General features: G+C 62.1%; 23 protein-coding genes. 1 reads left to right on the top strand and 22 read right to left on the bottom strand.

All coding sequences use genetic code 11. The annotated features are described in order from the left end of the window. Nucleotides 1-2: 2 nt before the first annotated feature. The 22 genes from glmU to argC form a co-directional block, all read right to left on the bottom strand. The gene (gene glmU / locus HHA01_RS08430) at nt 3-1,364 is read right to left on the bottom strand and encodes a bifunctional UDP-N-acetylglucosamine diphosphorylase/glucosamine-1-phosphate N-acetyltransferase GlmU (protein WP_141319673.1); all 1,362 of its coding nucleotides are present in this window, start codon (nt 1,362-1,364) and stop codon (nt 3-5) included. Between the two features lie 75 nt (nt 1,365-1,439). Next, nucleotides 1,440-2,546 carry an FAD:protein FMN transferase gene (locus tag HHA01_RS08425; RefSeq protein WP_141319671.1) on the bottom strand — a complete coding sequence of 369 codons (1,107 nt, stop codon included), beginning with the start codon at nt 2,544-2,546 and terminating at the stop codon, nt 1,440-1,442. Between the two features lie 169 nt (nt 2,547-2,715). Continuing rightward, entirely contained in the window at nt 2,716-3,513 is a 798-nt protein-coding gene (locus HHA01_RS08420) for an undecaprenyl-diphosphate phosphatase (RefSeq protein ID WP_141319669.1), read from the bottom strand. Nucleotides 3,514-3,606: 93 nt separating this feature from the next. Beyond that, on the bottom strand, nt 3,607-4,971 hold the full coding sequence (gene mgtE / locus HHA01_RS08415; RefSeq protein ID WP_141319667.1) for a magnesium transporter: 1,365 nt from the start codon (nt 4,969-4,971) through the stop codon (nt 3,607-3,609). Between the two features lie 128 nt (nt 4,972-5,099). Next, a complete protein-coding gene (locus HHA01_RS08410; protein ID WP_141319665.1) occupies nt 5,100-5,528 on the bottom strand; it encodes a F0F1 ATP synthase subunit epsilon in 429 nt (142 codons plus the stop codon). 24 nt (nt 5,529-5,552) lie between these two features. Beyond that, on the bottom strand, nt 5,553-6,929 hold the full coding sequence (gene atpD, locus HHA01_RS08405; protein WP_141319663.1) for a F0F1 ATP synthase subunit beta: 1,377 nt from the start codon (nt 6,927-6,929) through the stop codon (nt 5,553-5,555). Nucleotides 6,930-6,976: 47 nt separating this feature from the next. Continuing rightward, nucleotides 6,977-7,867 carry a F0F1 ATP synthase subunit gamma gene (gene atpG / locus HHA01_RS08400; RefSeq protein WP_141319661.1) on the bottom strand — a complete coding sequence of 297 codons (891 nt, stop codon included), beginning with the start codon at nt 7,865-7,867 and terminating at the stop codon, nt 6,977-6,979. Between the two features lie 68 nt (nt 7,868-7,935). Then, entirely contained in the window at nt 7,936-9,480 is a 1,545-nt protein-coding gene (gene atpA, locus HHA01_RS08395) for a F0F1 ATP synthase subunit alpha (protein ID WP_141319659.1), read from the bottom strand. A 16-nt stretch (nt 9,481-9,496) separates the two neighbouring features. After that, nucleotides 9,497-10,036 (bottom strand): F0F1 ATP synthase subunit delta, encoded by a 540-nt coding sequence (locus tag HHA01_RS08390; protein WP_141319657.1) that lies wholly within the window; start codon nt 10,034-10,036, stop codon nt 9,497-9,499. Nucleotides 10,037-10,047: 11 nt separating this feature from the next. Beyond that, entirely contained in the window at nt 10,048-10,518 is a 471-nt protein-coding gene (locus tag HHA01_RS08385) for a F0F1 ATP synthase subunit B (protein ID WP_141319655.1), read from the bottom strand. A gap of 64 nt (nt 10,519-10,582) precedes the next feature. After that, entirely contained in the window at nt 10,583-10,831 is a 249-nt protein-coding gene (gene atpE / locus HHA01_RS08380; protein ID WP_013334203.1) for a F0F1 ATP synthase subunit C, read from the bottom strand. A gap of 58 nt (nt 10,832-10,889) precedes the next feature. Further along, nucleotides 10,890-11,756, bottom strand: coding sequence for a F0F1 ATP synthase subunit A (atpB, locus tag HHA01_RS08375; protein ID WP_141319653.1), 867 nt, complete (start codon nt 11,754-11,756; stop codon nt 10,890-10,892). 14 nt (nt 11,757-11,770) lie between these two features. Beyond that, nucleotides 11,771-12,157, bottom strand: coding sequence for an ATP synthase subunit I (locus HHA01_RS08370; RefSeq protein ID WP_141319651.1), 387 nt, complete (start codon nt 12,155-12,157; stop codon nt 11,771-11,773). 204 nt (nt 12,158-12,361) lie between these two features. Continuing rightward, nucleotides 12,362-13,288: a ParB/RepB/Spo0J family partition protein gene (locus tag HHA01_RS08365; protein WP_141319649.1), complete on the bottom strand. Its 927-nt coding sequence runs from the start codon at nt 13,286-13,288 to the stop codon at nt 12,362-12,364. A 46-nt stretch (nt 13,289-13,334) separates the two neighbouring features. Further along, a complete protein-coding gene (locus HHA01_RS08360) occupies nt 13,335-14,105 on the bottom strand; it encodes a ParA family protein (RefSeq protein WP_141319647.1) in 771 nt (256 codons plus the stop codon). 29 nt (nt 14,106-14,134) lie between these two features. Further along, the gene (gene rsmG, locus HHA01_RS08355) at nt 14,135-14,797 is read right to left on the bottom strand and encodes a 16S rRNA (guanine(527)-N(7))-methyltransferase RsmG (RefSeq protein WP_141319645.1); all 663 of its coding nucleotides are present in this window, start codon (nt 14,795-14,797) and stop codon (nt 14,135-14,137) included. Then, entirely contained in the window at nt 14,794-16,689 is a 1,896-nt protein-coding gene (gene mnmG / locus HHA01_RS08350) for a tRNA uridine-5-carboxymethylaminomethyl(34) synthesis enzyme MnmG (protein WP_141319643.1), read from the bottom strand. Before mnmG ends, rsmG begins: the two co-directional genes overlap by 4 nt. Before the next feature lie 582 nt (nt 16,690-17,271). Beyond that, the gene (locus HHA01_RS08345) at nt 17,272-18,045 is read right to left on the bottom strand and encodes an amino acid ABC transporter ATP-binding protein (protein ID WP_141319641.1); all 774 of its coding nucleotides are present in this window, start codon (nt 18,043-18,045) and stop codon (nt 17,272-17,274) included. 12 nt (nt 18,046-18,057) lie between these two features. Next, nucleotides 18,058-18,723, bottom strand: a complete 666-nt coding sequence (locus HHA01_RS08340) for an amino acid ABC transporter permease (RefSeq protein ID WP_141319639.1) — start codon at nt 18,721-18,723, stop codon at nt 18,058-18,060. A 226-nt stretch (nt 18,724-18,949) separates the two neighbouring features. Beyond that, entirely contained in the window at nt 18,950-19,720 is a 771-nt protein-coding gene (locus HHA01_RS08335; protein ID WP_141319637.1) for a transporter substrate-binding domain-containing protein, read from the bottom strand. Nucleotides 19,721-19,841: 121 nt separating this feature from the next. After that, complete coding sequence (gene erpA / locus HHA01_RS08330; protein WP_141319635.1) at nt 19,842-20,195, bottom strand: iron-sulfur cluster insertion protein ErpA; 354 nt, start codon at nt 20,193-20,195, stop codon at nt 19,842-19,844. 84 nt (nt 20,196-20,279) lie between these two features. Then, nucleotides 20,280-21,314, bottom strand: a complete 1,035-nt coding sequence (gene argC, locus HHA01_RS08325) for an N-acetyl-gamma-glutamyl-phosphate reductase (protein ID WP_141319633.1) — start codon at nt 21,312-21,314, stop codon at nt 20,280-20,282. Between the two features lie 136 nt (nt 21,315-21,450). On the opposite strand from argC, the gene HHA01_RS08320 reads away from it, so the two are divergent. Next, on the top strand, nt 21,451-23,214 hold the full coding sequence (locus HHA01_RS08320; RefSeq protein WP_141319631.1) for a chloride channel protein: 1,764 nt from the start codon (nt 21,451-21,453) through the stop codon (nt 23,212-23,214). Nucleotides 23,215-23,217: the final 3 nt, after the last annotated feature.

Here is a 23,217-nt window from a genome sequence, read left to right as displayed (position 1 = left end):
GTTCAGCCCCGCTTGGTGGGGCGCTGCCAATCATCCTTGCTAACCACCCTGGAACGTTCGACCGCCAGGGTATTCTCCGCCACATCCCGATTGATGGTCGAGCCAGCGCCCACGGTCGCTCCCTTGCCAATGGAAACCGGGGCCACCAGTGCCGTATTGGAGCCGATGAAGGCATCATCGCCGATCTCGGTATGGTGTTTGTTGGCGCCATCATAGTTGCAGGTGATGGTGCCGGCGCCGACATTCACCCCCTGGCCAAGACGCGCATCACCGACGTAGCTCAGGTGGTTGATCTTGGAGCCCTCACCCACCTCGACATTCTTGGTCTCGACGAAGTTGCCGACCCTGGCGCCTACCGCCAGACGCGTGCCCGGTCGCAGTCGGGCGAAGGGCCCCAACTGATTGTGGCCGGCCACCACGGCACCCTCGATGACACTGTGGGCCTCGATGACCGTTTCGGCGCCGATGTGGCTGTCACGAATCACACAGTGCGGGCCGACCTTGACGCCCTCGCCCAGTTCGACATGACCCTCGAAGATACAACTCACGTCGATTTCCACGTCATGCCCACATTGCAGTTGGCCGCGCACATCCAGGCGTGCGGGGTCACGCAGGGCCACACCTTGCGCCATCAGGTCATCGGCGATATCGGCTTGCAGGGTGCGCTCGAGCCGTGCCATCTGGCGACGGTCATTGACGCCTTCGACCTCGACCGGGCGCGTGGGCTGGGCGGTGGCAACCGTGACACCATCCGCGGCCGCCATGGCGATGACATCGGTCAGGTAATATTCGCCCTGGGCATTCTCGGCCGACAGACGGGGCAACCAGCGGCGCAGCTGTTGCGCCGTCATGGCCATGATACCGGTATTGCACTCGCGCACCGCCCGCTGGGCCTCGCCGGCATCCTTCTGCTCGACGATGGCCACCGCATCGCCGGCCTCATCACGGATGATGCGACCATAACCGGCAGGATCTTCCAGGGTGACCGTCAACAACGCCATATGCTGTTCATCGACGGGAGCCAGCAGTGCTCGCAGGGTGTCGCGACGAATCAGCGGCACATCGCCGTACAGCACCAGTACCTTGCCGTCACCGAGTTGATCCAGCGACTGGGCCACCGCATGGCCGGTGCCCTTCTGCTCGGCTTGCAGGGCGAAATTGACCGCATAGTCGGCCAGCGCCTCGCGCAGCGTATCGGCGCCATGCCCGACGACCACATGAGTGCGCTCGGCATCGAGTCCCGCCGCCGTGTCGAGTATGTGGCGCACCATCGGCTTGCCGGCCAGCGGGTGAAGTACCTTGGGCAATGCCGAACGCATGCGCGTTCCCTTGCCGGCTGCGAGTATCACGACATCCAGGGTCATCCCGACTCCTTCATTGTGTCTCTGATTACGGGTTGTGGTTGGCAGATGGGGTTAGAACCCATTGTGATCCATTCTTCAAGGCGCTTCATCTTTTCCTGAAGGGAGTCGATCAACCGCGTTCACGACTTCGATCCCCATTCTCTTGACCCTGTCCTGACCGAATCGTGCCACGAAGGCGGGACTCGCCAGACTCTGCCAGCCCTCGCCCTGGCGTACCAACATCAGCACGGCCAGGTCGTGGCGCTGGGCAAGCCGCATGCCTTCACGCTCGCCCAGCACCGTCATGGCGGTGGCCCAGGCATCGGCTCGGGCATTGGAAGGATGAACAACCGTCACCGACGCCAACTGATGGCGAATGGGGCGGCCGGTGCGCGGGTCGATGGTATGCGAATAACGTCGCCCATCGGCTTCGAAATAATTACGATAATCGCCCGAGGTGGCCACTGACGTATTTTCGAGCGGCAGCACATGTTCGGCCCGGGGCTGGCCATCCCGGGGTACCTCGACACCGATGCGCCAGGGCTCTTCCTTGCCATCACGATGGCCATCCACCTTGACCTCGCCGCCCAGGTTGACCAGATAGTTGTCGATGCCCTGCTCATCCAGATAGTCGGCAACCTGGTCGGTGGCATAGCCCTTGGCCACCCCGGAGAGGTCGACGAAGACGTCCTTGAGCCGCCTGGCGCGGTTGTCGTCGACATCCAGCTCCAGGGTCTGCATGCCGACCTCGGACAGGCGCTGCTCGATCAGGGCGTCACTGGGCACCTCTTCGGGACGCGCTTCGGGGCCGAAGCTCCACAGGTTGACCAGCCCGCCCACGGTGATATCGAAGGCGCCATGGCTGGCCTCGCTCACTGAACGAGCGACCTTCAGTACATGAATCAACGGCGCGGAAAGCGTCTGCCACTCACCGACCGGTGCCTGGTTAAAGGCGACCAGCTCGGCGTCATCGCGGTAGGTGGACATGGAGGCATCGACCGCTTCCAGCTCGTCGAGGATGCCGTTTTTCAGGGTATCGCGACGCTCGGCGGTGATCGGATCGGCGAGGGTGACCTGATAGAAGGTGCCGAAGATATCGCCCTTGAGGGTCACCGGGGTTTCCAGCTTGCGCTCGGAACAACCGGCCAGCACGAAAACCAGCAGCAGTAACAGGAACGCATGGCGGTAATTCAAAAGTGGCATGACAAAACTCCAGAAGGAACCCAACCAACAGGATGAGCGCCGGGGACAAGCTGAAGCGAGGGTCCTTTGCCATGGATGGCAAAGGTAGCGCCCAGGGATGGGTTCACAGCGCCCTCGCGAAAGCTTGTCGACGGAACAGCTCATCCTCCCCCGGCGCTCATCGATCGCGCTACCCGAACAACCAGATCAAGGCAACCCCCAGTATCAGCCGATAGATGACAAAGGGCTGCATACCGATGCGCTTGATGAAGGCCAGAAAGAAATGAATACAGGTATAGGCGCTGATGCCCGACAGCACGGCGCCCACTGACAGGGCCAGCCAGTCCACCGGCTGTGACGAGCGGATCAGCTCCAGGGTCTCCAGACCGCCGGCCAGCACGATCACCGGAATCGACAGCAGGAACGAAAAGCGTGCCGCCGCTTCGCGGTTGAGTCCCAGCATCAGGGCGGCAGTCATGGTGATGCCCGAACGCGAGGTGCCGGGTATCAGCGCCAGTGCCTGGGCCAGGCCGATCCACAGCGCATCCTTCCAGCTCATGGCGTATTCGTTGCGCCGTCCGCGACAGCGCCAATCGACCAGCCCCAACAGGATACCAAACACGATAAGGCCGCCGGCCAGCACCAGCGGTGAACGCATCACGCTCTCGATGCTGTCCTTGAAGGCCAGGCCGACCAGACATACCGGAATCGTCGCCAGTATCACCCACCAGGCCAGGCGCGCATCGGCATCGGTGCCCTGTCGCGTCAGGCTGCGATACCAGCTGGCGATCATGACCAGCAGCTCATGGCGAAAATACAGCACCACAGCCGTCAGGCTGCCGATATGCAAGGCGACATCGAAGGCGAGACCCTGATCCGGCCAGCCGGTGAGTACCGGCACCAGAATCAAGTGGGCGGAGCTGGAAACCGGCAGGAACTCGGTCAATCCCTGAATGATGGAAAGCAGGACGATCTGGAGCCAATCCATGGAATACTCTATGTCTGCAAGTAAGTAGCCGGTGCATGAGGATACAGCTCCAATCACGGCCTGTCCCGCCGTCCTGTTCGGGAAAGTCGCTGCTCAGGACAGTATCAGGGTCGCGAAGCTGAAGTAGATCAGCACCCCGGAAGCATCGATCAGGGTCGTCACCAGCGGCGCCGAGGCGGTTGCCGGGTCCCAGCCGAAGCGATCGAGCACGAAGGGCAGACACATGCCGAGCAGACTGCCAAACAACACGATCGAAATCATGCTGATGGCGACCACCAGGGCCACCGCCTCGCCGCCGCGCATCACCCCGATCGGCGCCACCGCCAGCGCCATGGTCAGGCCCAGCGAGCCGGCGACCAGCAACTCGCGCCCCAGCAGCTTGCCCCAGTCGCGCACGCCGACATCCCCGGTGGCCATGCCGCGTACCATCAGGGTCGCCGCCTGGGCCCCGGCATTGCCGCCACTGCCGATCAGTAATGGCAGGAAGAAGACCAATGCCACCTGGGCGGCGATGGTTTCCTCGAAATGCGCGATGCCGGCCCCCGACAGCAGGTTGCCGAAGACCAGCAGCACCAGCCAGGTCACGCGCTTGCGATACAGGCTCAGCAAAGATACCCGACTGACGCCGTCCTCGAGTTGGCCGATGGACATGCCCTTGTGGATATCCTCGGTGGCCTCGGACTCGACCACATCGAGGGCATCATCATGGGTGACGATGCCCACCAGCAGTCCCTGCTCGTCGACCACCGGCACGGCCAACAGGTCATAGCGGGCCACAATACGAGCCACATCTTCCTGCGGGGTCTCGACCGAGACGCGAATCACATCCCGAATCATCAGCTCGTCGACCGCGGTGCCGGGACGGGCCACCATCAACTGGCGCAGCGACATGGTGCCGGCCAGGCAGCCATCTTCATCGATGACATACAACTGATAGATGGTCTCGGCATCCGGTGCAGTCTGACGCACCCGCATCATCGCCCGCGAGACCGTGATGCCCATCGGAATCGCGACGTAATCGGAGGTCATCAAGGCACCGGCAGTGCCCTCTTCGTAACTGGCCAGGCGCATCAACTCTTCGCGTTCGCGATGCGCCATGCGACGCAGCAGTACTTCACGGCGATCCTCGCCGAGCACCTTGAACAGGTCAGTGCGCTCGTCCGAGCCCATCTCCTCGAGCACTGCCTGCAGCTTGTCGTTGCGCATCACGGCCGTGAAGACCAATTGCTCTTCATCATGCAGGTGGCCCAGCACACTGGCCTGACGTTCGATGGGCAGACTGTCGAGCAGGGCCCGAGCCCGCAGCTCGTGATCATCTTCCATCAGATCATGCAGGATCTCGGCGATATCCGCCGAGCGCAACTCCGGCAGCTGCTGATTCAGCTGCTGGCGATCATCCATGTCGAGGGCATGCAGCAGTGTGACTTTATGCCGCTCCAGGGACGTTGTTAATGACATGATGGCTGTCTCCCGGCATCGAGGCCGCTCGATGATCCACAGGTAATTGTCCCGAGCGAATAAAAAAAGCGCCCCCCGGTATATATCCGGGAGGCGCCTTGGTCCGTCACGCTCGGCTCGGGGCTGGCTCAGCCGCGCCCCGCCTTGCGCCGCAGCTGCTGGATGGTGCGCAGCTGAGCCATGGCTTCGGACAGTTCGGCCGCGGCGCGGGTGTAATCCAGCTCCGCAGACTTGTCCTGCATGGCCTGAAGCGCCTCCTGGCGAGCCTGTTCGGCGGCGGCCTCGTCCAGATCGTCGGCACGCACGGCGGTGTCCGCCAGTACGGTGACCACGTCAGGCTGGACCTCGAGGAAACCACCCGAGACATAGAAGTGATCCTCTTCGCCCTCGCCTCGGATGATCCGCACCGGACCGGGCGCCAGCTCGGTGAGCAGTGGCGTATGGCCGCCGAGGATACCTAGATCCCCCATACGACCGGCCGCCACGACCTGTACGGCCTCGCCGGAGAAGATCGACGCCTCGGCGCTGACGACCTCGCACTTGATGCTTTTCGTCATGATGACGTCTCCCAGGTGGAGGGATTACTTCATCTGGTTGGCTTTCTCGACGGCTTCGTCGATGGTGCCGACCATGTAGAAGGCCTGCTCCGGCAGTTCGTCGTATTCACCGTCGAGAATGCCCTGGAACCCGCGAATCGTTTCCTTGAGGGAAACGTACTTGCCAGGAGAACCGGTAAACACCTCGGCCACGAAGAACGGCTGCGACAGGAAGCGCTGGATCTTGCGCGCCCGATCCACGGAGAGCTTGTCCTCGTCGGACAGCTCATCCATGCCCAGGATGGCAATGATGTCCTTGAGCTCCTTGTAGCGCTGCAGCACGCCCTGAACACCACGCGCGGCCTTGTAGTGCTCCTCGCCGATGACCAGCGGATCCAGCTGACGCGAGGTGGAATCCAGCGGGTCGATAGCCGGATAGATACCCTGCTCGGCGATGGAACGCGCCAGTACCACGGTCGCATCCAGGTGCGAGAAAGTGGTGGCCGGCGACGGGTCGGTCAGGTCGTCCGCAGGCACATAGACGGCCTGCACGGAAGTGATGGAGCCCGTCTTGGTGGAGGTGATGCGCTCCTGCAGAACACCCATCTCTTCCGCCAGCGTCGGCTGATAACCCACCGCGGACGGCATGCGGCCGAGCAGTGCGGACACCTCGGTACCGGCCAGGGTATAGCGGTAGATGTTGTCGACGAACAGCAGCACGTCGCGGCCTTCATCGCGGAACTTCTCGGCGATGGTCAGGCCGGTCAGCGCCACACGCAGGCGGTTGCCCGGCGGCTCGTTCATCTGACCGTAGACCAGCGACACCTTGTCGAGGACGTTGGACTCCTGCATCTCATGATAGAAGTCGTTGCCCTCGCGGGTCCGCTCGCCGACACCGGCGAACACGGAGTAACCGCTGTGCTCGGTGGCGATGTTGCGGATCAGCTCCATCATGTTGACGGTCTTGCCGACGCCGGCGCCGCCGAACAGGCCGACCTTACCGCCTTTGGCAAACGGGCAGACCAGGTCGATGACCTTGATGCCGGTTTCCAGCAACTCTTCGGCGGCTGCCTGGTCGGCGTAACCCGGCGCCTTGCGGTGGATCGGCATGCGTTCCTGCTCGCCGATTTCACCTTCCTCGTCGATCGGCTGACCCAGGACGTTCATGATGCGTCCCAGAGTCGCTTCCCCCACCGGCACGGAAATCGCCGCGTCGGTGCCGGTGATCTCGAGGCCGCGTTTGAGGCCCTCGGTAGTCCCCATGGCGATGGTGCGCACCACGCCGTCGCCCAGCTGCTGCTGGACCTCAAGGATGGTCTCGCTGTTCGAGACCGTCAGCGCGTCGTAGACCTTGGGCACTTCGTCCCGCGGAAACTCTACGTCAATCACCGCGCCGATGATTTGTACGATACGTCCGCTCATCTTGGTTCCTCTCAAAGTACCTGCAAATGAAACCTGTATGCCTGGCGCTATACGGCGGCGGCGCCACCGACGATCTCGGAAATTTCCTGGGTAATGGCCGCCTGACGGGCCTTGTTGTACACCAGTTCCAGGTCGTCGATCATGTTGCCGGCGTTGTCGGTAGCACTCTTCATGGCGATCATGCGTGCAGCCTGCTCACAGGCCACGTTCTCGACCACCGCCTGATAGACCTGCGCCTCGACGAAGCGCACCAGCAGGCTATCCAGCAGCGCTTGGGCATCAGGCTCATACAGGTAGTCCCAGCTGCTGGGACGCTCGAATTCCTCGTCGTCGTCATCCTGCGCCTTGCGCCCCATATCGGGAGACAACGGCAACAGCTGACGGACCACCGGCTTCTGCGTCATGGTGTTGACGAATTCATTGAACACCACATAGAGGCGGTCCAGCGTGCCTTCGTCGTAGGCATCCAGCATGACCTTGACGCTACCGACCAGATCCTCGGCGCGCGGGGCTTCCCCCAGGCTGCTCCTGGAGGCCACCAGATTACCGCCATACTTGCGGAAGAAGGCGTTGGCCTTGCTGCCGAGCGTACAGAAGTCGAGTTCTGCGCCCTGCTCATGCCAGGCCTGGGCGTCCTTGACGACCGACTTGAACAGGTTGCCGTTCAAGCCACCGCACAAGCCGCGGTCACTGGATACCACGATGTAGCCGACACGCTTGACCTCGCGCTCTTCCATCCACGGATGCTTGTACTCCGGGTTGGCATTGGCGAGGTGGCCCACGACCTTGCGAATCTGCTTGGCGTAGGGCTGGCTGGCCCGCATGCGGTCCTGCGCCTTGCGCATCTTCGACGCAGCCACCATTTCCATGGCGCTGGTGATCTTCTGCGTGTTCTTGATGCTCCCGATCTGGGAGCGAATCTCTTTTGCGGCTGCCATAGCGATCTACTCCGTTCGTGGCCCTCAGAATGCTCCAAGGCCCGCTTGCCTGAAGCGGGCCGGCGGAATTACCAGCTCTGAGTTGCCTTGAACTTTTCGAGACCTTCCTTCAAGCCACTCTTGATCTCGTCGCTGAAGTCGCCGCTCTGGTTGATCGTGTCGAGGAGTTCGGCGAACTCGGACTTCATGAAGTCCTGCAGAGAACGCTCGAAGTCCAGCACCTTCTTGACCTCGACATCTTCCAGATAGCCCTCGTTGGCGGCAAACAGGGTCACGGCCATTTCCGCCACGGACATCGGCGAGTACTGATTCTGCTTCATCAGTTCCATCACGCGCTGACCGTGTTCCAGCTGCTTGCGGGTCGACTCGTCGAGGTCGGAAGCAAACTGGGCGAAGGCCGCCAGCTCACGATACTGAGCCAGTGCCAGGCGCACGGTGCCACCAAGCTTCTTGATGATCTTGGTCTGGGCCGAGCCGCCCACACGCGATACCGACAGGCCCGCGTTGATCGCCGGACGCACGCCGGAGTTGAACAGGTCGGTCTCGAGGAAGATCTGACCATCGGTGATCGAGATCACGTTGGTCGGAACGAAAGCCGAGACGTCGCCACCCTGGGTCTCGATGATCGGCAGTGCGGTCAGTGAGCCGGTCTTGCCCTTCACCTCACCATCGGTGAACTTCTCGACATAGTCCTCATTGACGCGCGCCGCCCGCTCGAGCAGACGCGAGTGGAGGTAGAAGACATCACCCGGGAAGGCTTCACGGCCCGGCGGACGACGCAGCAGCAGGGAGACCTGACGATAGGCCACGGCCTGCTTGGACAGATCGTCATAGACGATCATGGCGTCTTCGCCACGGTCGCGGAAGTACTCGCCCATGGTGCAGCCGGAATAGGCGGCCAGGAACTGCATCGGCGCGGGATCGGCCGCACCGGCCGCCACCACGATGGTGTTTTCCATGGCGCCATGCTCTTCGAGCTTGCGCACCACGTTGGCGATGGTCGACTGCTTCTGGCCGATCGCCACATAGACACTGGTCACGCCGGTGTCTTTCTGGTTGATGATGGCGTCGATGGCAATCGCCGTCTTGCCGATCTGGCGGTCGCCGATGATCAGCTCACGCTGACCGCGACCGATCGGCACCATGGCGTCGATCGACTTGAAGCCGGTCTGGATCGGCTGGTCGACGGATTGACGGGTGATGACGCCCGGCGCGACCTTCTCGACCGCGTCAGTCTTGTCGGTGCCCAGATCGCCCTTGCCGTCGATCGGATTGCCCAGGGCATCGACCACGCGGCCGCACAGTTCCGGACCCACCGGAACTTCGAGGATACGACCGGTGCACTGAGCGGTCATGCCCTCTTCCAGCTGCAGGTAGTCGCCCAGCACCACGGCGCCGACGTTGTCGCGCTCGAGGTTGAGCGTCATGCCGAAGATGCCGCCGGGGAACTCGATCATCTCGCCGAACATTGCATCGGCAAGACCGTGGATCTGCACGATACCGTCAGACACGCTGACGATGGTGCCCTGGTTTCGGGCTTCGGATGCGACATCCAGCTTTTCGATACGCTGCTTGATGATGTCGCTGATCTCGGAAGGATTCAGTTGCTGCATGCCATGTCCCTCAGACTCAGGCGGAAAGGGCCTCGTGGAGGCGATTCAGTCGACCACGCACCGATCCGTCGATGACGGTATCGCCGGCACGCAGGACCACGCCGCCCATGAGGCTGCTGTCCACCTGAGTGGTAATGGAGATTTCGCGGTTCAGACGCTTGGCCAGCGCACTCGCGAGCGTTTGTTGCTGCGCGTCGTCCAGCGGGAAGGCAGAGACGATTTCCACGTCCATGCGCTTCTCCTGCTGAGCCTTGAGCAGCGCGAACTGCTCGGCGATGGCCGGCAGAGCCGCCAGGCGACCCTTGTGGCCAACCTGGAAAAGGAAGTTGCGCAGTTCGTCGTTCACGGCATCGCCGCAGAGCTCGACGACCAGCTCGACTTTCTGCGTGCTGGTCAGTCGCGGATTGCCGAGCACCTGCTGGCGCAGGTCGTCGTTGCCGACAACCTGGGCCACGCTGTCGAGCATGCCGGCCCAGGCATCGAGTGCCTGATGCTGGTCAGCGAACTCGAAAGCTGCCTTGGCATAGGGGCGAGCGACAGTAGACAGTTGCGCCATGGAAGACCTCCTTAAAGCTCGTCAGCGAGTTTTTCGACGAGCTTAGCGTGTTGCTTCTCGTCAATGGAGGCTTCCAGGATGCGCTCGGCGCCCATTACGGAAAGACGCGAGACTTCGCCTCGCAGTTCTTCCTTCGCGCGGTTGACTTCCTGCTCGATCTCGGACTTGGCACCCGCGATCATGCGCTCGCCTTCCTGGCGGGCCTGCTCACGTGCCTCGTCGATCATCTGATTGGACCGCTTGTGGGCTTGCTCCAGGATTTCGGCTGCCTGCTCCTTGCTTTCACGCAGTGTCTCTTCGGCCTGCTCTTCGGCCTTTTCGAGGTCACGTGATGCACGGCTGGCAGCGTCCAGGCCATCGGCGATCTTCTTCTGGCGCTCCTGCAGGGCCTGCATGACCGGGGGCCATACAAACCGCATGCAGAACCAGACGAAGAACGCAAAGGCGATAGCCTGGCCGATCAGGGTTAGGTTCAGGTTCACGCCAGCACCTCTCGCGTCACAGGTTTGGGGTTAATGTCTCGACGGGTGTTGCGACCGTCGATGATCAACCGACAAACGGATTGGCGAAGGTGAAGAACAGCGCGATACCCACACCGATCATGGTCACGGCGTCCAGCAGGCCAGCGACGATGAACATCTTCACCTGCAGCATCGGGATCATTTCCGGCTGACGCGCGGCGCCTTCCAGAAACTTGCCGCCCAGGATACCGAAGCCGATGGCGGTACCGAGGGCACCCAGGCCGATCAGCAGGGACACGGCGATGGCGGTCATACCCAGAACTTGTGCTTCCATGGTGGTCTCCAGTTTCAGTCGAGTGGTTTTAAGGGTCAGTGGGTTAAGGGTGAAACACTTAGTGCTTCTCTACCGCCATGCTCAGATAGACGATAGTCAGCATCATGAAGATGAAGGCCTGCAGGGTGATGACCAGGATATGGAACACCGCCCAGGGGAAGTGCAACGGCAGCTGCCAGAGTCCGACCAGCGCGATCAGGATGAAGATCAGCTCGCCGGCATAGAGGTTACCGAAGAGACGCAGCGCCAGTGATACCGGCTTGGCCAGCAGGGTGACGGTCTCGAGCAACAGGTTGACCGGCACGAACAGCGCCTGGACCAGCTTGTTGGGCGAGTTGAACGGATGCAGGGTCATCTCGGCGACAAAGCCGGAAACGCCCTTGGCACGGATGGTGTAGAAAATGATCAGCGCAAAGACCGACAGCGACATGCCCAGCGTAGCGTTGATATCGGTGGTCGGCACGACCTTGAAGTAGACATTGGCCGGGTCGGCGCCGAACATCACACCGATCTTCTGCGCCAGCATCGGCAGGAAGTCGACGGGTACCAGGTCCATGACGTTCATCAGGAAGACCCAGCAGAAGATCGTCAGCGACAGCGGCGCAATCAGTTGGCTCTTGCCGTGGAAGGTATCCTTGACCGAGCTGTCGACGAATTCGACGAGCATCTCCACAAAGTTCTGCAGACCACTGGGAACGCCGGTCGTGGCGGCCCGGCCCACCTTGCGGAACAGCAGGACAAAAAGCAGCCCCAATCCGATGGACCAGCCCATGGTATCCAGGTGCAAGGCCCAGAAGCCCATTTCTGTGGCTTCTTCCGCAGAGCTGGCAAACCCCCAACCGTTTTCGGGGTGATACCCGAAGGTCAGGTTCTGCAGATGGTGCTGGATATAATACGACGCGGACGTCGGGTTGTTGCCTGCCATTGTCTGCCCTCGATTCAGGTGTGTAACGGCCGCCGCAAGAGCCAGGGCCCCAGCCAGTGCGCGAACAACGTCACCACATAAGCGCCAAAGAAGAAAGCGGGGTTTGAGGGAGGCACTGCAATGAACACCAGGGTGAACAGTACCGCCGTCAAACCGAACTTTCCGGCTTCTGCCTGATAGAAACCGTTGACTATTTTTTTGGCGTGGCGGGCTCCCTGATGGCGGAAGACTCGCCAGGCAAAAAAGGCATTCGGCAGGAATGCCACGGCACCCCCTTCGAGGGCTGATACAGCGCCGCCGAGGCCATCGGCGACAATGGCAATGACCGTTATCAGGCCTATCACCATCAATTGAGCCAGCAACAGTCGTTGGATGCTGGGGCGCTTGATCCTGGCCGCCATGAGGTCTCCGTTGTCTACCTTGCAGGCACCCAGGCCACCTTCTGAACCACCGTCTGCCAATGCGGCGGTCCGGCGCGATTATAGGGAAGCGGCTCGCTGGCTTCAACCGGATGCGCTGCGAATATACGCGATATCACGCCAGGTTAAGACTAAAAGGCGATGAAAAGACGCGAACTTCTTTAGCCCGCTAAATGAATCCCCGCCTCAGCGAATGTGCTCCAGTATGCCGTCGAGCTCTTCCAGGCTGGCATAGCGGATGGTCACGCGCCCCTTGCCGCTCTGGCCGTGCTGGATCTTGACGGGGGCGCCGAGAAGATCACCGAGGCGCGATTCCAGCCTGGCCACATCGGGGCTCTGCTCCGGCTTGGTCTGCTTTTTGGACCCGCCGGCATTAAGCTGCTTGACCAGGGCTTCGGTGGCACGCACCGTCAGATCCTTGTTGACCACTTCGTGAGCGGCCTTGCGCTGTTTGGCGCCCGAGAGCGACAGCAGCGCCCGGGCGTGGCCCATGTCCAGGTCACCGCGTTCGAGCAGCGTCTGCACTTCCGGGTCCAGCGACAACAGCCGTAGCAGGTTGGCGACCTGGGCGCGCGAGCGACCGACGGCATCCGCCGCCTGCTGCTGCGTCAGCTCGAACTCGTCGAGCAGGCGCTTCATGGCCATGGCTTCCTCGACCGGATTGAGGCTCTCGCGCTGAATGTTCTCGATCAGCGCCAGCGCCAGCGCCCCTTCATCGCTGACCTCGCGGATCACCGCCGGGATGACGTCGAGCTCGGCCAGCTGTGCGGCGCGCCAACGCCGCTCGCCGGCCACGATCTCATAGCGCTCGTCATCCAGCGGCCGCACCACGATGGGCTGCATGACGCCCTGGGCACGGATCGAGTCGGCCAGTTCCTCCAGCGCTTCGGACTGAATGTCACGCCGCGGCTGATAGCGCCCGCGGCTCAGTTGGCCGAGCGGCAGGCGTTCCAGGCGTTCCTCGGTCTCGGGGAGCCGTTGAGGCTGGTCGTCCTGTTCGTCCCCCGCCAGGGTGGCATCCACTTCCGGCAAGTCCAGACTGTCACGGCGCTTGGCATTGGCGCCGATCAGGGCATCCAGGCCACGTCCCAGGGCGCGTTGTTTGCGCGTCATCGCGTTTCCCTCTTTCGGGGTATATACGGTTCCAGGGTCTATACGATTACAACGACAGACGACGGATCAATTCCTTGGCCAGTACCCGGTGAGCCTGGCTACCCCGCGAGAAACGGGCGTACTTGGTCACCGGCAGGCCGTGACTCGGTGCCTCGGCGACTCGCACGTTGCGCGGGATGGTGGCCTTGAGCAAGGCATCCCCGAAATAATCGCGCAGCTGCTTGCTGACATCGCGTGTCAGGCTGTTGCGGTTGTCGTACATGGTGCGCAGGATCCCGAAGATCTCGAGCTGGGGATTCACGCTGTCCTTGATCTGTTCGATGGTGTCGAGCAGCGCCGACAGCCCTTCGAGAGCGTAGAACTCGCACTGCAGCGGGATCAGCACGCCATCGGCAGCCGTCAGGCCATTGACGGTCAGCATGTTCAAGGACGGCGGGCAGTCGATCAGCACCACGTCGTACTCTGCGGCGACCTCGCGCAGGGCGTCGATCAAACAGCGCTCACGGCCATCCTGGCGCTCCAGAAGCTCGACTTCGGCGGCGGTCAGGTCACCATTGCCCGGCAGCAGGGCATAACCGGCCTCGGGACAGTCGAGGATGACCTCGCTGGACTTGCGATCACCGAGGATGACGTCGAGGACACTGCCATCCAGCTCGTGCTTGTCGACCCCACTGCCCATGGTGGCATGGCCCTGAGGGTCCAGGTCGACCAGCAGCACCCGGCGGTCCAGAGCCGCCAGGCTGGCGGCAAGGTTGACGGCGGATGTGGTCTTGCCCACGCCGCCCTTCTGGTTGGTCAAGGCGATGATCTTGGTCACGGCGACATTCCTTGCGTGTGACGGACGCCTCAGTGGCGACCCTGGGTGGAAGCGGTGCGTTCGAGTATCACGAGCCGACGCTGGCCGGGCTCGAAGGGTACCCGCAGTTCATGACTGGCGACCGGGGCAACATCCTCGGGCAATCCGCTCAACTCATCCTCCACGGTGGGGCCCTTCATGGCCAGCCACCGTCCTCCATCCGCCACCAGGCGGGCACTCAGCGAGACGAAATCCCCCAGGCTGGCGAAGGCCCGCGAGATGACCTCGTCATAACCTGCGTCCGGTCCCGCGAAGGTTTCGACCCGCGCCTGGACCGGAGTGACATTGGTCAGGCCCAGCTCCATCACCGCCTGGCGTTGAAAACGTACCTTCTTGCCGTTGCTGTCGAGCAGGGTCACCTGACGCTCCGGAGCGAGAATCGCCAGTACCAGTCCCGGCAAGCCGGGACCGGCCCCCACATCGAGCAGCGAAGACCCGGTGACATGGGGCGCCACGACGGCGCTGTCCAGCAGGTGACGCGAGACCATGTCTTCCGGCGCCCGTATCGCGGTGAGGTTATAGGCACGGTTCCACTTGTGCAACAGCGCCAACAGCGACATCAATGCGTCCCCGGTGCCCGGCCGGGTCTCGAGACCCAGTTCGTCGAGGCCCTGTTCCAGGCGTTCGCGCAAGCGCTGATCATCCTGGGTCATGCGTTGGCTACCCGGCTTTCATCGAGCAGGCGGCGCTTCTTGAGATGGATGAGCAGGATCGACACCGCCGCCGGCGTGACACCGGAGATACGCGAGGCCTGCGCCAGTGTCTCGGGCCGGCTCTCGATGAGCTTCTGACGGATCTCGTTGGAGAGCCCTTCCACCTGTTGGTAATCGAGATCGGCGGGCAGCGGCGTGGCTTCATGACGCTTGAGCTTGTCGATGTCGGCCTGCTGACGATCGATATACCCCTGGTACTTGGCCTGGATCTGCACCTGTTCGGCGACGCGCTCATCCTCGACTGGTTCGCCCGCCAGTCCGGCGACATCGCGATAGCCCAGCTCGGGGCGGCGCAGCAACTCGAGCAGGTTGTATTCCCGCTTGAGCGGCTGCCCGGTGAGCTCATCGACCCTGGCCGCCGCCTCGCCACCGGGTTGTATCCAGCGGGACTTGAGCCGCGCGGTTTCCTGCTCGACGGCTTCACGCTTGGTGCTGAAGGTCTGCCAGCGCTGATCATCAATCAGGCCCAGCTCGCGACCGGCCTCGGTGAGGCGCATGTCGGCGTTGTCTTCGCGCAGCAGCAGGCGGTACTCGGCGCGAGACGTGAACATGCGATAGGGCTCGCGGGTGCCCAGGGTGATCAGGTCATCCACCAGGACGCCCAGATAGGCTTCGTCGCGACGCGGCCACCAGGCCTCCAGGCCCCTGGCGCGACGGGCGGCATTGAGACCGGCCAGCAGCCCCTGGGCGCCGGCTTCCTCGTACCCGGTGGTGCCATTGATCTGACCGGCGAAGTACAGGTTGTCGATATGCCGGGTTTCCAGCGAGTGCTTCAGGTCCCGCGGATCGAAGAAATCATACTCGATGGCATAGCCGGGCCGCGTGATATGGGCATTTTCCATGCCGCGGATGGAGCGCACGACCTGCAGCTGCACATCGAAGGGAAGCGACGTGGAGATGCCGTTGGGATACAGCTCATGGGTCTCCAGGCCCTCCGGCTCGACGAAGATCTGATGGCTGTTCTTGTCCGCGAAGCGATGCACCTTGTCCTCGATGGACGGGCAATAGCGCGGTCCCACGCTGTCGATGGTGCCGGAAAACATCGGCGACCGATCCAGGTTGGCGTGAATGATCTCGTGGGTGCGCTCGTTGGTGTGCGCGATGTGGCAGCTCACCTGACGCGGATGCAGATCCCGACCGCCCATGTAGGACATGACCGGGGTCGGGTCATCACCCGGTTGGGCATCGAGCTGCGAGAAATCGACGCTCTTGGCATCCAGCCGCGGGGGCGTCCCGGTCTTGAGTCGATCGACGCTGAACGGCTGGGCCCGCAGACGCTCTGCCAGCCCATTGGAGGGCGGATCGCCGGCTCGACCGCCGCGGCTGTTGTCCATCCCGATGTGGATAACTCCGCCGAGGAAGGTGCCGGTACACAAGACCACGCTTTCGCTGTGGAAGCGGATTCCGGTTTCGGTGGTGACGCCGCGTACCTGGTTGCCGTCGACGATCAGGTCGCCGGCAGCCTGCTGAAAGATTGTCAGATTGGGCTGGTTTTCCAGCATGCCGCGGATGGCGGCCTTGTACAGCACGCGGTCCGCCTGGGCACGGGTCGCCCGCACGGCGGGGCCCTTGCGGGCATTGAGCACGCGAAACTGGATGCCGGCCATGTCGGTGGCCAGGCCCATGGCACCGCCCAGGGCATCGATCTCCTTGACCAGATGACTCTTGCCGATCCCGCCGATGGCGGGATTGCACGACATCTGACCGAGGGTCTCGATGTTGTGGGTCAGTAGCAGCGTACGGCAGCCCGTGCGAGCCGAGGCCAGAGCGGCTTCGGTGCCCGCATGGCCACCACCGATGACGATGACGTCGAAACGGTCGGGGTAATCCAAGGTTCACCTCGTTCGGCGCATCGGCGCCGATATTGCGAATCGGGGATGAAATCAGCCAGCCAGTATAAACCTCCTGTGGGTAATCGTCAGGGTTTTCCACACCTAGATTTTGGTCCGCGCCCTTTCACACACCCTTAGACAACAATATAAATAATATATAGATAAGAAGTTCTGTTGTTGTTGTTATTACTGGTGTGGAGCTTTTCTGTTGATAATCGGTCATAAGCCTTTTACATCAACAGCATGCAGTGTTGACTGATATACGCAAAGCTTCCGGGCGAGCTGCGCACGAGCTGTTGGAGGGCTGTGGATGAAACCTCGACTTGCCCACAAGCCGGAAAAATCAGCCCTTTTCCACCGGTCTCTACCCGAGTTGTCACCGCGGCTGTGAACAACCTGCCTTCTTGTTCAGCATTACCGGCGTGGCAGTGCCTGCAAGCGAATTTCGGGGTCATCGTCCGGTTGGTTATCCACAGGCAGAAAAAAGGCCCTGTCGATAACGACAGAGCCTTGTGGAAGTGCCTGATTGGCACTCGATGAGATCCTGGAAGGCGGTAAATGCCTCCCGCACGTGCGCGACGGTCAGTGCTTGAGCACCCTCGAAAGGAAACTCTGGGTGGCAGCCTCGACAGGCTGATCGAAGATCGTCTCGGGCGGGCCTTCCTCGACGATGCGGCCCTTGTCGATGAAGATCACGCGGTCGGCGACCTCGCGGGCAAAGCCCATTTCGTGGGTAACGATCATCATGGTCATGCCGTCGTTGGCCAGCTCGCGCATGGCATCCAGGACTTCACCGATCATCTCGGGATCCAGCGCCGAGGTGGGCTCATCGAAGAGCATCAGGCGCGGTTCCATGGCCAGGGCGCGGGCCAGGGCAACACGCTGTTGTTGACCGCCGGAGAGCTGGGTGGGGTATTTGTGGATCTGGTCGCTGATACCCACGCGTTCGAGCAGGCGTTCACCGGTCGCCACCGCCGTTTCGCGGTCCTGACCACGCACCTTCATGGGCGCCAGAATCACGTTGTCGAGCACGCTGAGGTGCGGAAAGAGGTTGAATTGCTGGAAGACCATGCCAACTTCGGTGCGGATCTTCTGCAGGGCCTGAGTGGCCTTGCCGTAGGGCAGCAAGGGGCTGTCGTCGACATCCAGTTCGCCCTGCTGGAATTCTTCCAGGCCGTTGACGCAGCGGATCAGTGTCGATTTGCCGGAACCACTGGCGCCGATGACCACGACGACCTCGCCGGTGGCGACCCTAAGGTCGATATCCTGGAGCACGTGAAAGTCGCCGAAATGCTTGTTGAGCTTGTTCATGCGCACGATGGGCTCGGCGCCTGCCTTGGACTTCTGCTGGTTCATGAGGTGCCTTCCTTATTGTCCGACGAGGCCCTTGCGCTCGAGCATGCGCAGCGCAAAAGATAGGGTCAGGGTGATCGCCAGGTACAGCAGGGCAACCATCAGGTAGACCTCCAGGGCGGTGAAGGTGGTGGCGATGTAGATCTGTCCCTGGCGGACGAGTTCGCCGACGCCGATGACCGAGAACAGCGAGGTATCCTTGATGCTGATGATGCCCTGGTTGCCGAGCGACGGAATCATGCGCCGGAAGGCCTGGGGCCAGATGATGTAGCGGAAGGTCTGAATCCGCGACAGGCCCAGCGAAAGCCCTGCCTCGCGCTGACCGCGCTCCACGGATTGCACGCCACCACGCACGATTTCCGAGATATAGGCCCCGGAGTTGACGGCAATGGCGGCAATACCGGCCACCAGGGCATTGATGGGCCCCCCCAGGATCTGCGGCAGGCCGTAGAAGATGAACAGGACCTGAACCAGAACCGGAGTACCGCGAAAGATCTCGATATAGGTAATGGCCGGGATGTGTAGCCACTTGGCTGGGCTGATCCGCAGCAAGCCAAAGATGATGCCGATGATGAAGCCGATGGCCAGGCCACCGAAGGAAATCAGCAGGGTGTAGGGAATACCCGTTGCCAGGTGCGGAATGGAGGCGAAAGCGGCCTGCCAGTCGAATTGAAAGTCCACAGTGGGTCTCCCTTTCAGCGTTCTAGTCGGAAATACCCTGACCCTGCTGGCCGAGTGCTGAGGATGGAATACTGGGTTTCATCGCCGCCGGCACGACGCTGAAACGCCGACAGCGAGCGATTTCCTTCGCTCACGGGATGGGTCAGGGTGTCTCTGATGAGTAATGTCTGCAACGCAATGGGGCCGGGTCCGTGGACCCGACCCCATGATCTGCATGACGTCTGTATCATTCCTCGCTGGAGGAAGAACCGAACCACTTGTCGTGGATTTCGTCGTAGGTGCCATCCTTCTTCATGGACGCCAGGGCCTTGTTGATGGGCTCGACCCATTTGCTGCCCTCGACAATCGCCAGGCCGTATTGTTGACCTTCATAGAGCGGGCCAACGGTCTTGACCTTGCCTTCCCCCTTGGTCTGGGAGAAGTAGCCGACGTTGGGGGCGTCATAGAAGACAGCATCGACACTGCCGCCGAGCAGCGCCATGTACATGTCGCTGGTGCCCGGATAGGGCGTGATGTCGGCGCTGTCGCCGAGGTTTTCCTGGAGGTAGTTGTAGCTGGTGGAGCCGATCTTGGTGCCGACGGACTTGCCTTCCAGGTCCTCGACGGTCTTGATGCTGTCATCATCGGCGTTGACCAGCAGCTTGAGACCACTGTCGTAGTAGGGATCGGAGAAGTCGACGACTTCGGCTCGCTCATCGGTGATGGTGATGCCGGCGATGGCGATATCGACATTACCCGTTTGCACGGCGGGGATGATGCCGTTGAAGGCCATGGTCTTGAGGTTGTAGTCGAAACCGGCGCGTTCGGAGACTTCCTGAATGATGTCCATGTCGAAACCGACCATTTCACCGGTTTCCTGGTCCATCATCTCGAAGGGCACGAAGCTTGGATCGGTGGCCACGTTGAGCGTTTCATCCTGAGCAATCGCCATGCCCGAAGTGCTCAGAGCCAAACCGATACAAGTCGCCAGTGATACCGCCTGCAATTGACGTTTCATACGTTTCCCCATGTGGAGCAATTGTTGTGGAATACGTATCCACCATGGCGAGTTGTCATGAAGGCGTCAAGTCAGGGTGGGAAGCCTTGTCAGCGCCGGTTCAACGTTCCGGCGCGGTGGGTCAGACCATGAAGGAGGCGCCGCAGCCACAGGTGGTGGTGGCATTGGGGTTCTGGATCATGAAACGTGCACCGGCCAGGCCTTCCTCGAAGTCGACCGTTGAACCGACCAGATACTGGTAGGACAGCGGATCGACGACCAGGGCCACGTCGTCGAACTCGACCAGGGTGTCGTCTTCGGCGACCGAGTCGGCAAAATCGAAGCCGTACTGAAAGCCGGAACAACCTCCGCCGGTCACATAGACCCGCAGCTTGAGTGCCTGGTTGCCCTCTTCCTCGACCAGGCCTCTGATGCGTGCCTTGGCGCTGTCGGACAGCAACAGCGGGGTAGGAACAAAGGATGCTACACCACTCATGGGCGACCTCCCCGTCGTCTTTGAAGGTGAATATATGACAATTATCCACACCACCCAGTAAAAAGGTCAACTATTGTGTGGGGGCTAGGGCATCATGGCCGGGGCGTCGAGGCCGGCGGTCTCGACGCAGTCGAACATCAGGTTGAGATTGTGTATCGCCTGACCCGAGGCGCCCTTGACCAGGTTGTCGATGACCGAGAGGACCACCACGGTGTCGCTATCTACCGGGCGGTGCACGGCGATGCGGCACATGTTGGCGCCCTTGACGCTGCGGGTTTCCGGGTGACTGCCGGGCGGCATGACGTCGACGAAGGGTTCGTCGGCGAAGCGCTGTTCGAAGAGTGCCTGGAGATCCGCGACATCGCCCTGCAACCGGCCATAGAGCGTGGCATGGATGCCGCGGATCATCGGGGTCAGATGGGGCACGAAGGTCAGGCCGACCCGCTCGCCGAAGGCATCGCCCAGGCCCTGGCGGATTTCCGGCAGGTGGCGATGACCGGAGGCACCATAGGATTTCATCGATTCGCTGGCCTCGGCCAGCAGTGAGCCAACCTTGGCCCCACGCCCGGCGCCGGTGACGCCGGATTTGCAGTCGGCGATCAGGTGGTTGGCATCGATCGAGGCGCTTTCCAGCAGTGGCAGCAGGCCGAGTTGCACGGCCGTCGGGTAACAGCCGGGCACGGCGACCAGGCGTGCCCCGCGAATGCGCTCGCGGTTGGTTTCCGGTAAGCCGTAGACCGCTTCCGCGAGGAGTTTCGGGGCACCATGAGACTGGCCATACCACGCCGCCCATTCATCGGCATCGCGCAGGCGGAAGTCGGCCGACAGGTCGATGACGCGCGTGCCTCGTTCGAGCAGGTCGCCCGCCAGGGCATGGGCTACGCCATGTGGTGTGGCGAAGAAGACGGCGTCACAAGCACCCAGTCGTTCGGGGTCGGGGTTGCTGAAACGCAGGTCGGCGTAATGCCCCCGCAGATTGGGATACAGTTCGCTGACCGCCAGGCCGGCTTCACTGCGCGAGGTGATGGCCTCGACACTGACATCCGGGTGACGCGCCAGCAGCCTGAGCAGCTCGACTCCGGTATAGCCGGTGCCGCCGACGATTCCGACCTTGATCACGTTGGACTCCTCATCAGGAACGCTGGGACCTTTTAAAAGGATATGATACACAAGTCGGGCGGGTCCTACCCACCCTGTGGGCTTCTGCTGGAGCAGGGATGTCCGGGAAATTGTCTGGTTCCAGAGGACGGTCTTCTTGTCACGACGCCGGTTTCGTTTTTTTTCGCTCGATGGCTTTCGCCGCCGTCTGGCCAGTGTCGATGGCCTGCCGCAGCTGTGCGTGCTGGGCATTTTTTCTGGCCTGATCACCGGCGGTCTGATGGTCGGCTTCCGCATGATGCTGGAAATCGGTGCCATGGCCTTCATGCCGGATGCCGATCCTGAAGCCTTCGAGACGCTCTCCCCCTGGCTCAGATCCTCGCTGCCGGTGCTGGCGGTGATCCTGATTGGCCTGTGGATGCATTATCAGCCCCCTGCCGCGCGCCAGATCGGGGTGGCCCATGTCATCGAGCGATTGACTTACCATCAGGGTCGCTTTCCGTTGCGCAACTGGTTCACGCAATGGTGGGTCGGGTTGATCTCGGTGCTCGGTGGGCTTTCCGCGGGCCGCGAAGGCCCGGCCATTCATCTCGGTGCGGCGGCGTCGAGCGGCCTGGGTGAACGCCTGAGGCTGCCCCACAACAGCCTGCGCGTGCTGGTGGGGTGCGGCACGGCCGCGGGCATTTCGGCGTCATTCAACACGCCGATTGCCGGCGTCATCTTCGCCATGGAAGTGGTGATCATGGAATACACGCTGATCGGTTTCATGCCGGTGATCCTGGCCTCTACCATCGGTGCCCTGGTGGCACAGATGGCCTATGGAAGCGTGCGTCCCTTCCAGATGAGCGGTGTCGAGCTGGAGTCGTTGTACAACCTGCCCTGGATCGTGCTGAGTGCACTGGCGATCGGTCTGATGGCGGGAGGCTTCGTCAAGCTGGCGCGCTCGTGCAATGTCATGAAACGTCTCCCCTTTGCGGCACGCCTGGCCCTGGTTGCTGGCCTGGTCGGTGGCGTGGCCTGGTGGTATCCCCAGGTACAGGGCATGGGGTATGACAGCCTGGGCAGCATCCTGAATGGTTCGATCACCCTGGACGTATTGATTGCCCTGGCCTTCGGCAAGCTGGTGCTGACGGCCCTGGCGGTGGCCTGCGGCATCCCGGTGAGCATCATTGGTCCGGTGCTGGTGGCCGGGGGTGCCGCCGGCGCCCTGTGTGGCCTGTTCGGCGGCTGGTGGTTGCCGGAGGTCGCGGCCGGCCCCGAGGTGTATGCCATGCTGGGCATGGCGGCCATGATGGGAGCCGTCCTGCAGGCACCGCTGGCGGCGCTGATGGCACTGCTCGAGCTGACGCACAATCCGGGCATGATTCTGCCGGGCATGCTCGCTGTGGTGGTGGCAGGCCTGACGTCACGCCAGCTGTGTGGCTGTGATGGTTTTTTCGTGAGTGTTACCCGCCATGGACTCCATCCCTTGCAGCAGCCCTTGATGCAGGCTCTGTCACGCGTCTCGGTGCCGGCGGTCATGGAGCGCGCCCTGGTTCGCTCGCCGCGCCGCGTGACGCGTGCCGAGGCCAGTGCCCTGCTGGACGACAAGCCCGAATGGGTGGTCATCGAGCGCACTCGCGATGACAAGCCGACCCTGGCCCTCAAGGCGGCGTCCCTGGCGCGCTGGATGCTGGAGCATGATGACGATGACAATATCGGCAAGGATGGCAAGATGGACCTGCTGGAGATTCCTGGCAAGCGCCTGGACCTGGCGCCCATCCATCTGCAGGCGACTCTGTCCGAGGCCTTCGATCGGCTCAATACCAAGCATGTCGATGCGCTCTACGTGCAACACGGCCATCGTCCCGGCAAGCAGCGCATCTCGGGTATCATTACCCGCGATGCCATCGAGCGCTATTACCGCTTTCGCAATACGTGAGGA

This window comes from Halomonas halmophila (genome assembly GCF_006540005.1).
GTDB classification, from domain to species: domain Bacteria; phylum Pseudomonadota; class Gammaproteobacteria; order Pseudomonadales; family Halomonadaceae; genus Halomonas; species Halomonas halmophila.
Note: the sequence above shows the minus strand (reverse complement) of the source record. Positions and strands in the feature narration are given on the sequence as shown.

Bases quoted from the DNA above. Each gene is read 5' to 3' on its own strand.
- glmU (WP_141319673.1), bottom strand. From the start codon at position 1,364: ATGACCCTGGATGTCGTGATACTCGCAGCCGGCAAGGGAACGCGCATG.
- HHA01_RS08425 (WP_141319671.1), bottom strand. From the start codon at position 2,546: ATGCCACTTTTGAATTACCGCCATGCGTTCCTGTTACTGCTGCTGGTT.
- HHA01_RS08420 (WP_141319669.1), bottom strand. From the start codon at position 3,513: ATGGATTGGCTCCAGATCGTCCTGCTTTCCATCATTCAGGGATTGACC.
- mgtE (WP_141319667.1), bottom strand. From the start codon at position 4,971: ATGTCATTAACAACGTCCCTGGAGCGGCATAAAGTCACACTGCTGCAT.
- HHA01_RS08410 (WP_141319665.1), bottom strand. From the start codon at position 5,528: ATGACGAAAAGCATCAAGTGCGAGGTCGTCAGCGCCGAGGCGTCGATC.
- atpD (WP_141319663.1), bottom strand. From the start codon at position 6,929: ATGAGCGGACGTATCGTACAAATCATCGGCGCGGTGATTGACGTAGAG.
- atpG (WP_141319661.1), bottom strand. From the start codon at position 7,867: ATGGCAGCCGCAAAAGAGATTCGCTCCCAGATCGGGAGCATCAAGAAC.
- atpA (WP_141319659.1), bottom strand. From the start codon at position 9,480: ATGCAGCAACTGAATCCTTCCGAGATCAGCGACATCATCAAGCAGCGT.
- HHA01_RS08390 (WP_141319657.1), bottom strand. From the start codon at position 10,036: ATGGCGCAACTGTCTACTGTCGCTCGCCCCTATGCCAAGGCAGCTTTC.
- atpE (WP_013334203.1), bottom strand. From the start codon at position 10,831: ATGGAAGCACAAGTTCTGGGTATGACCGCCATCGCCGTGTCCCTGCTG.
- atpB (WP_141319653.1), bottom strand. From the start codon at position 11,756: ATGGCAGGCAACAACCCGACGTCCGCGTCGTATTATATCCAGCACCAT.
- HHA01_RS08370 (WP_141319651.1), bottom strand. From the start codon at position 12,157: ATGGCGGCCAGGATCAAGCGCCCCAGCATCCAACGACTGTTGCTGGCT.
- HHA01_RS08365 (WP_141319649.1), bottom strand. From the start codon at position 13,288: ATGACGCGCAAACAACGCGCCCTGGGACGTGGCCTGGATGCCCTGATC.
- rsmG (WP_141319645.1), bottom strand. From the start codon at position 14,797: ATGACCCAGGATGATCAGCGCTTGCGCGAACGCCTGGAACAGGGCCTC.
- HHA01_RS08345 (WP_141319641.1), bottom strand. From the start codon at position 18,045: ATGAACCAGCAGAAGTCCAAGGCAGGCGCCGAGCCCATCGTGCGCATG.
- HHA01_RS08335 (WP_141319637.1), bottom strand. From the start codon at position 19,720: ATGAAACGTCAATTGCAGGCGGTATCACTGGCGACTTGTATCGGTTTG.
- erpA (WP_141319635.1), bottom strand. From the start codon at position 20,195: ATGAGTGGTGTAGCATCCTTTGTTCCTACCCCGCTGTTGCTGTCCGAC.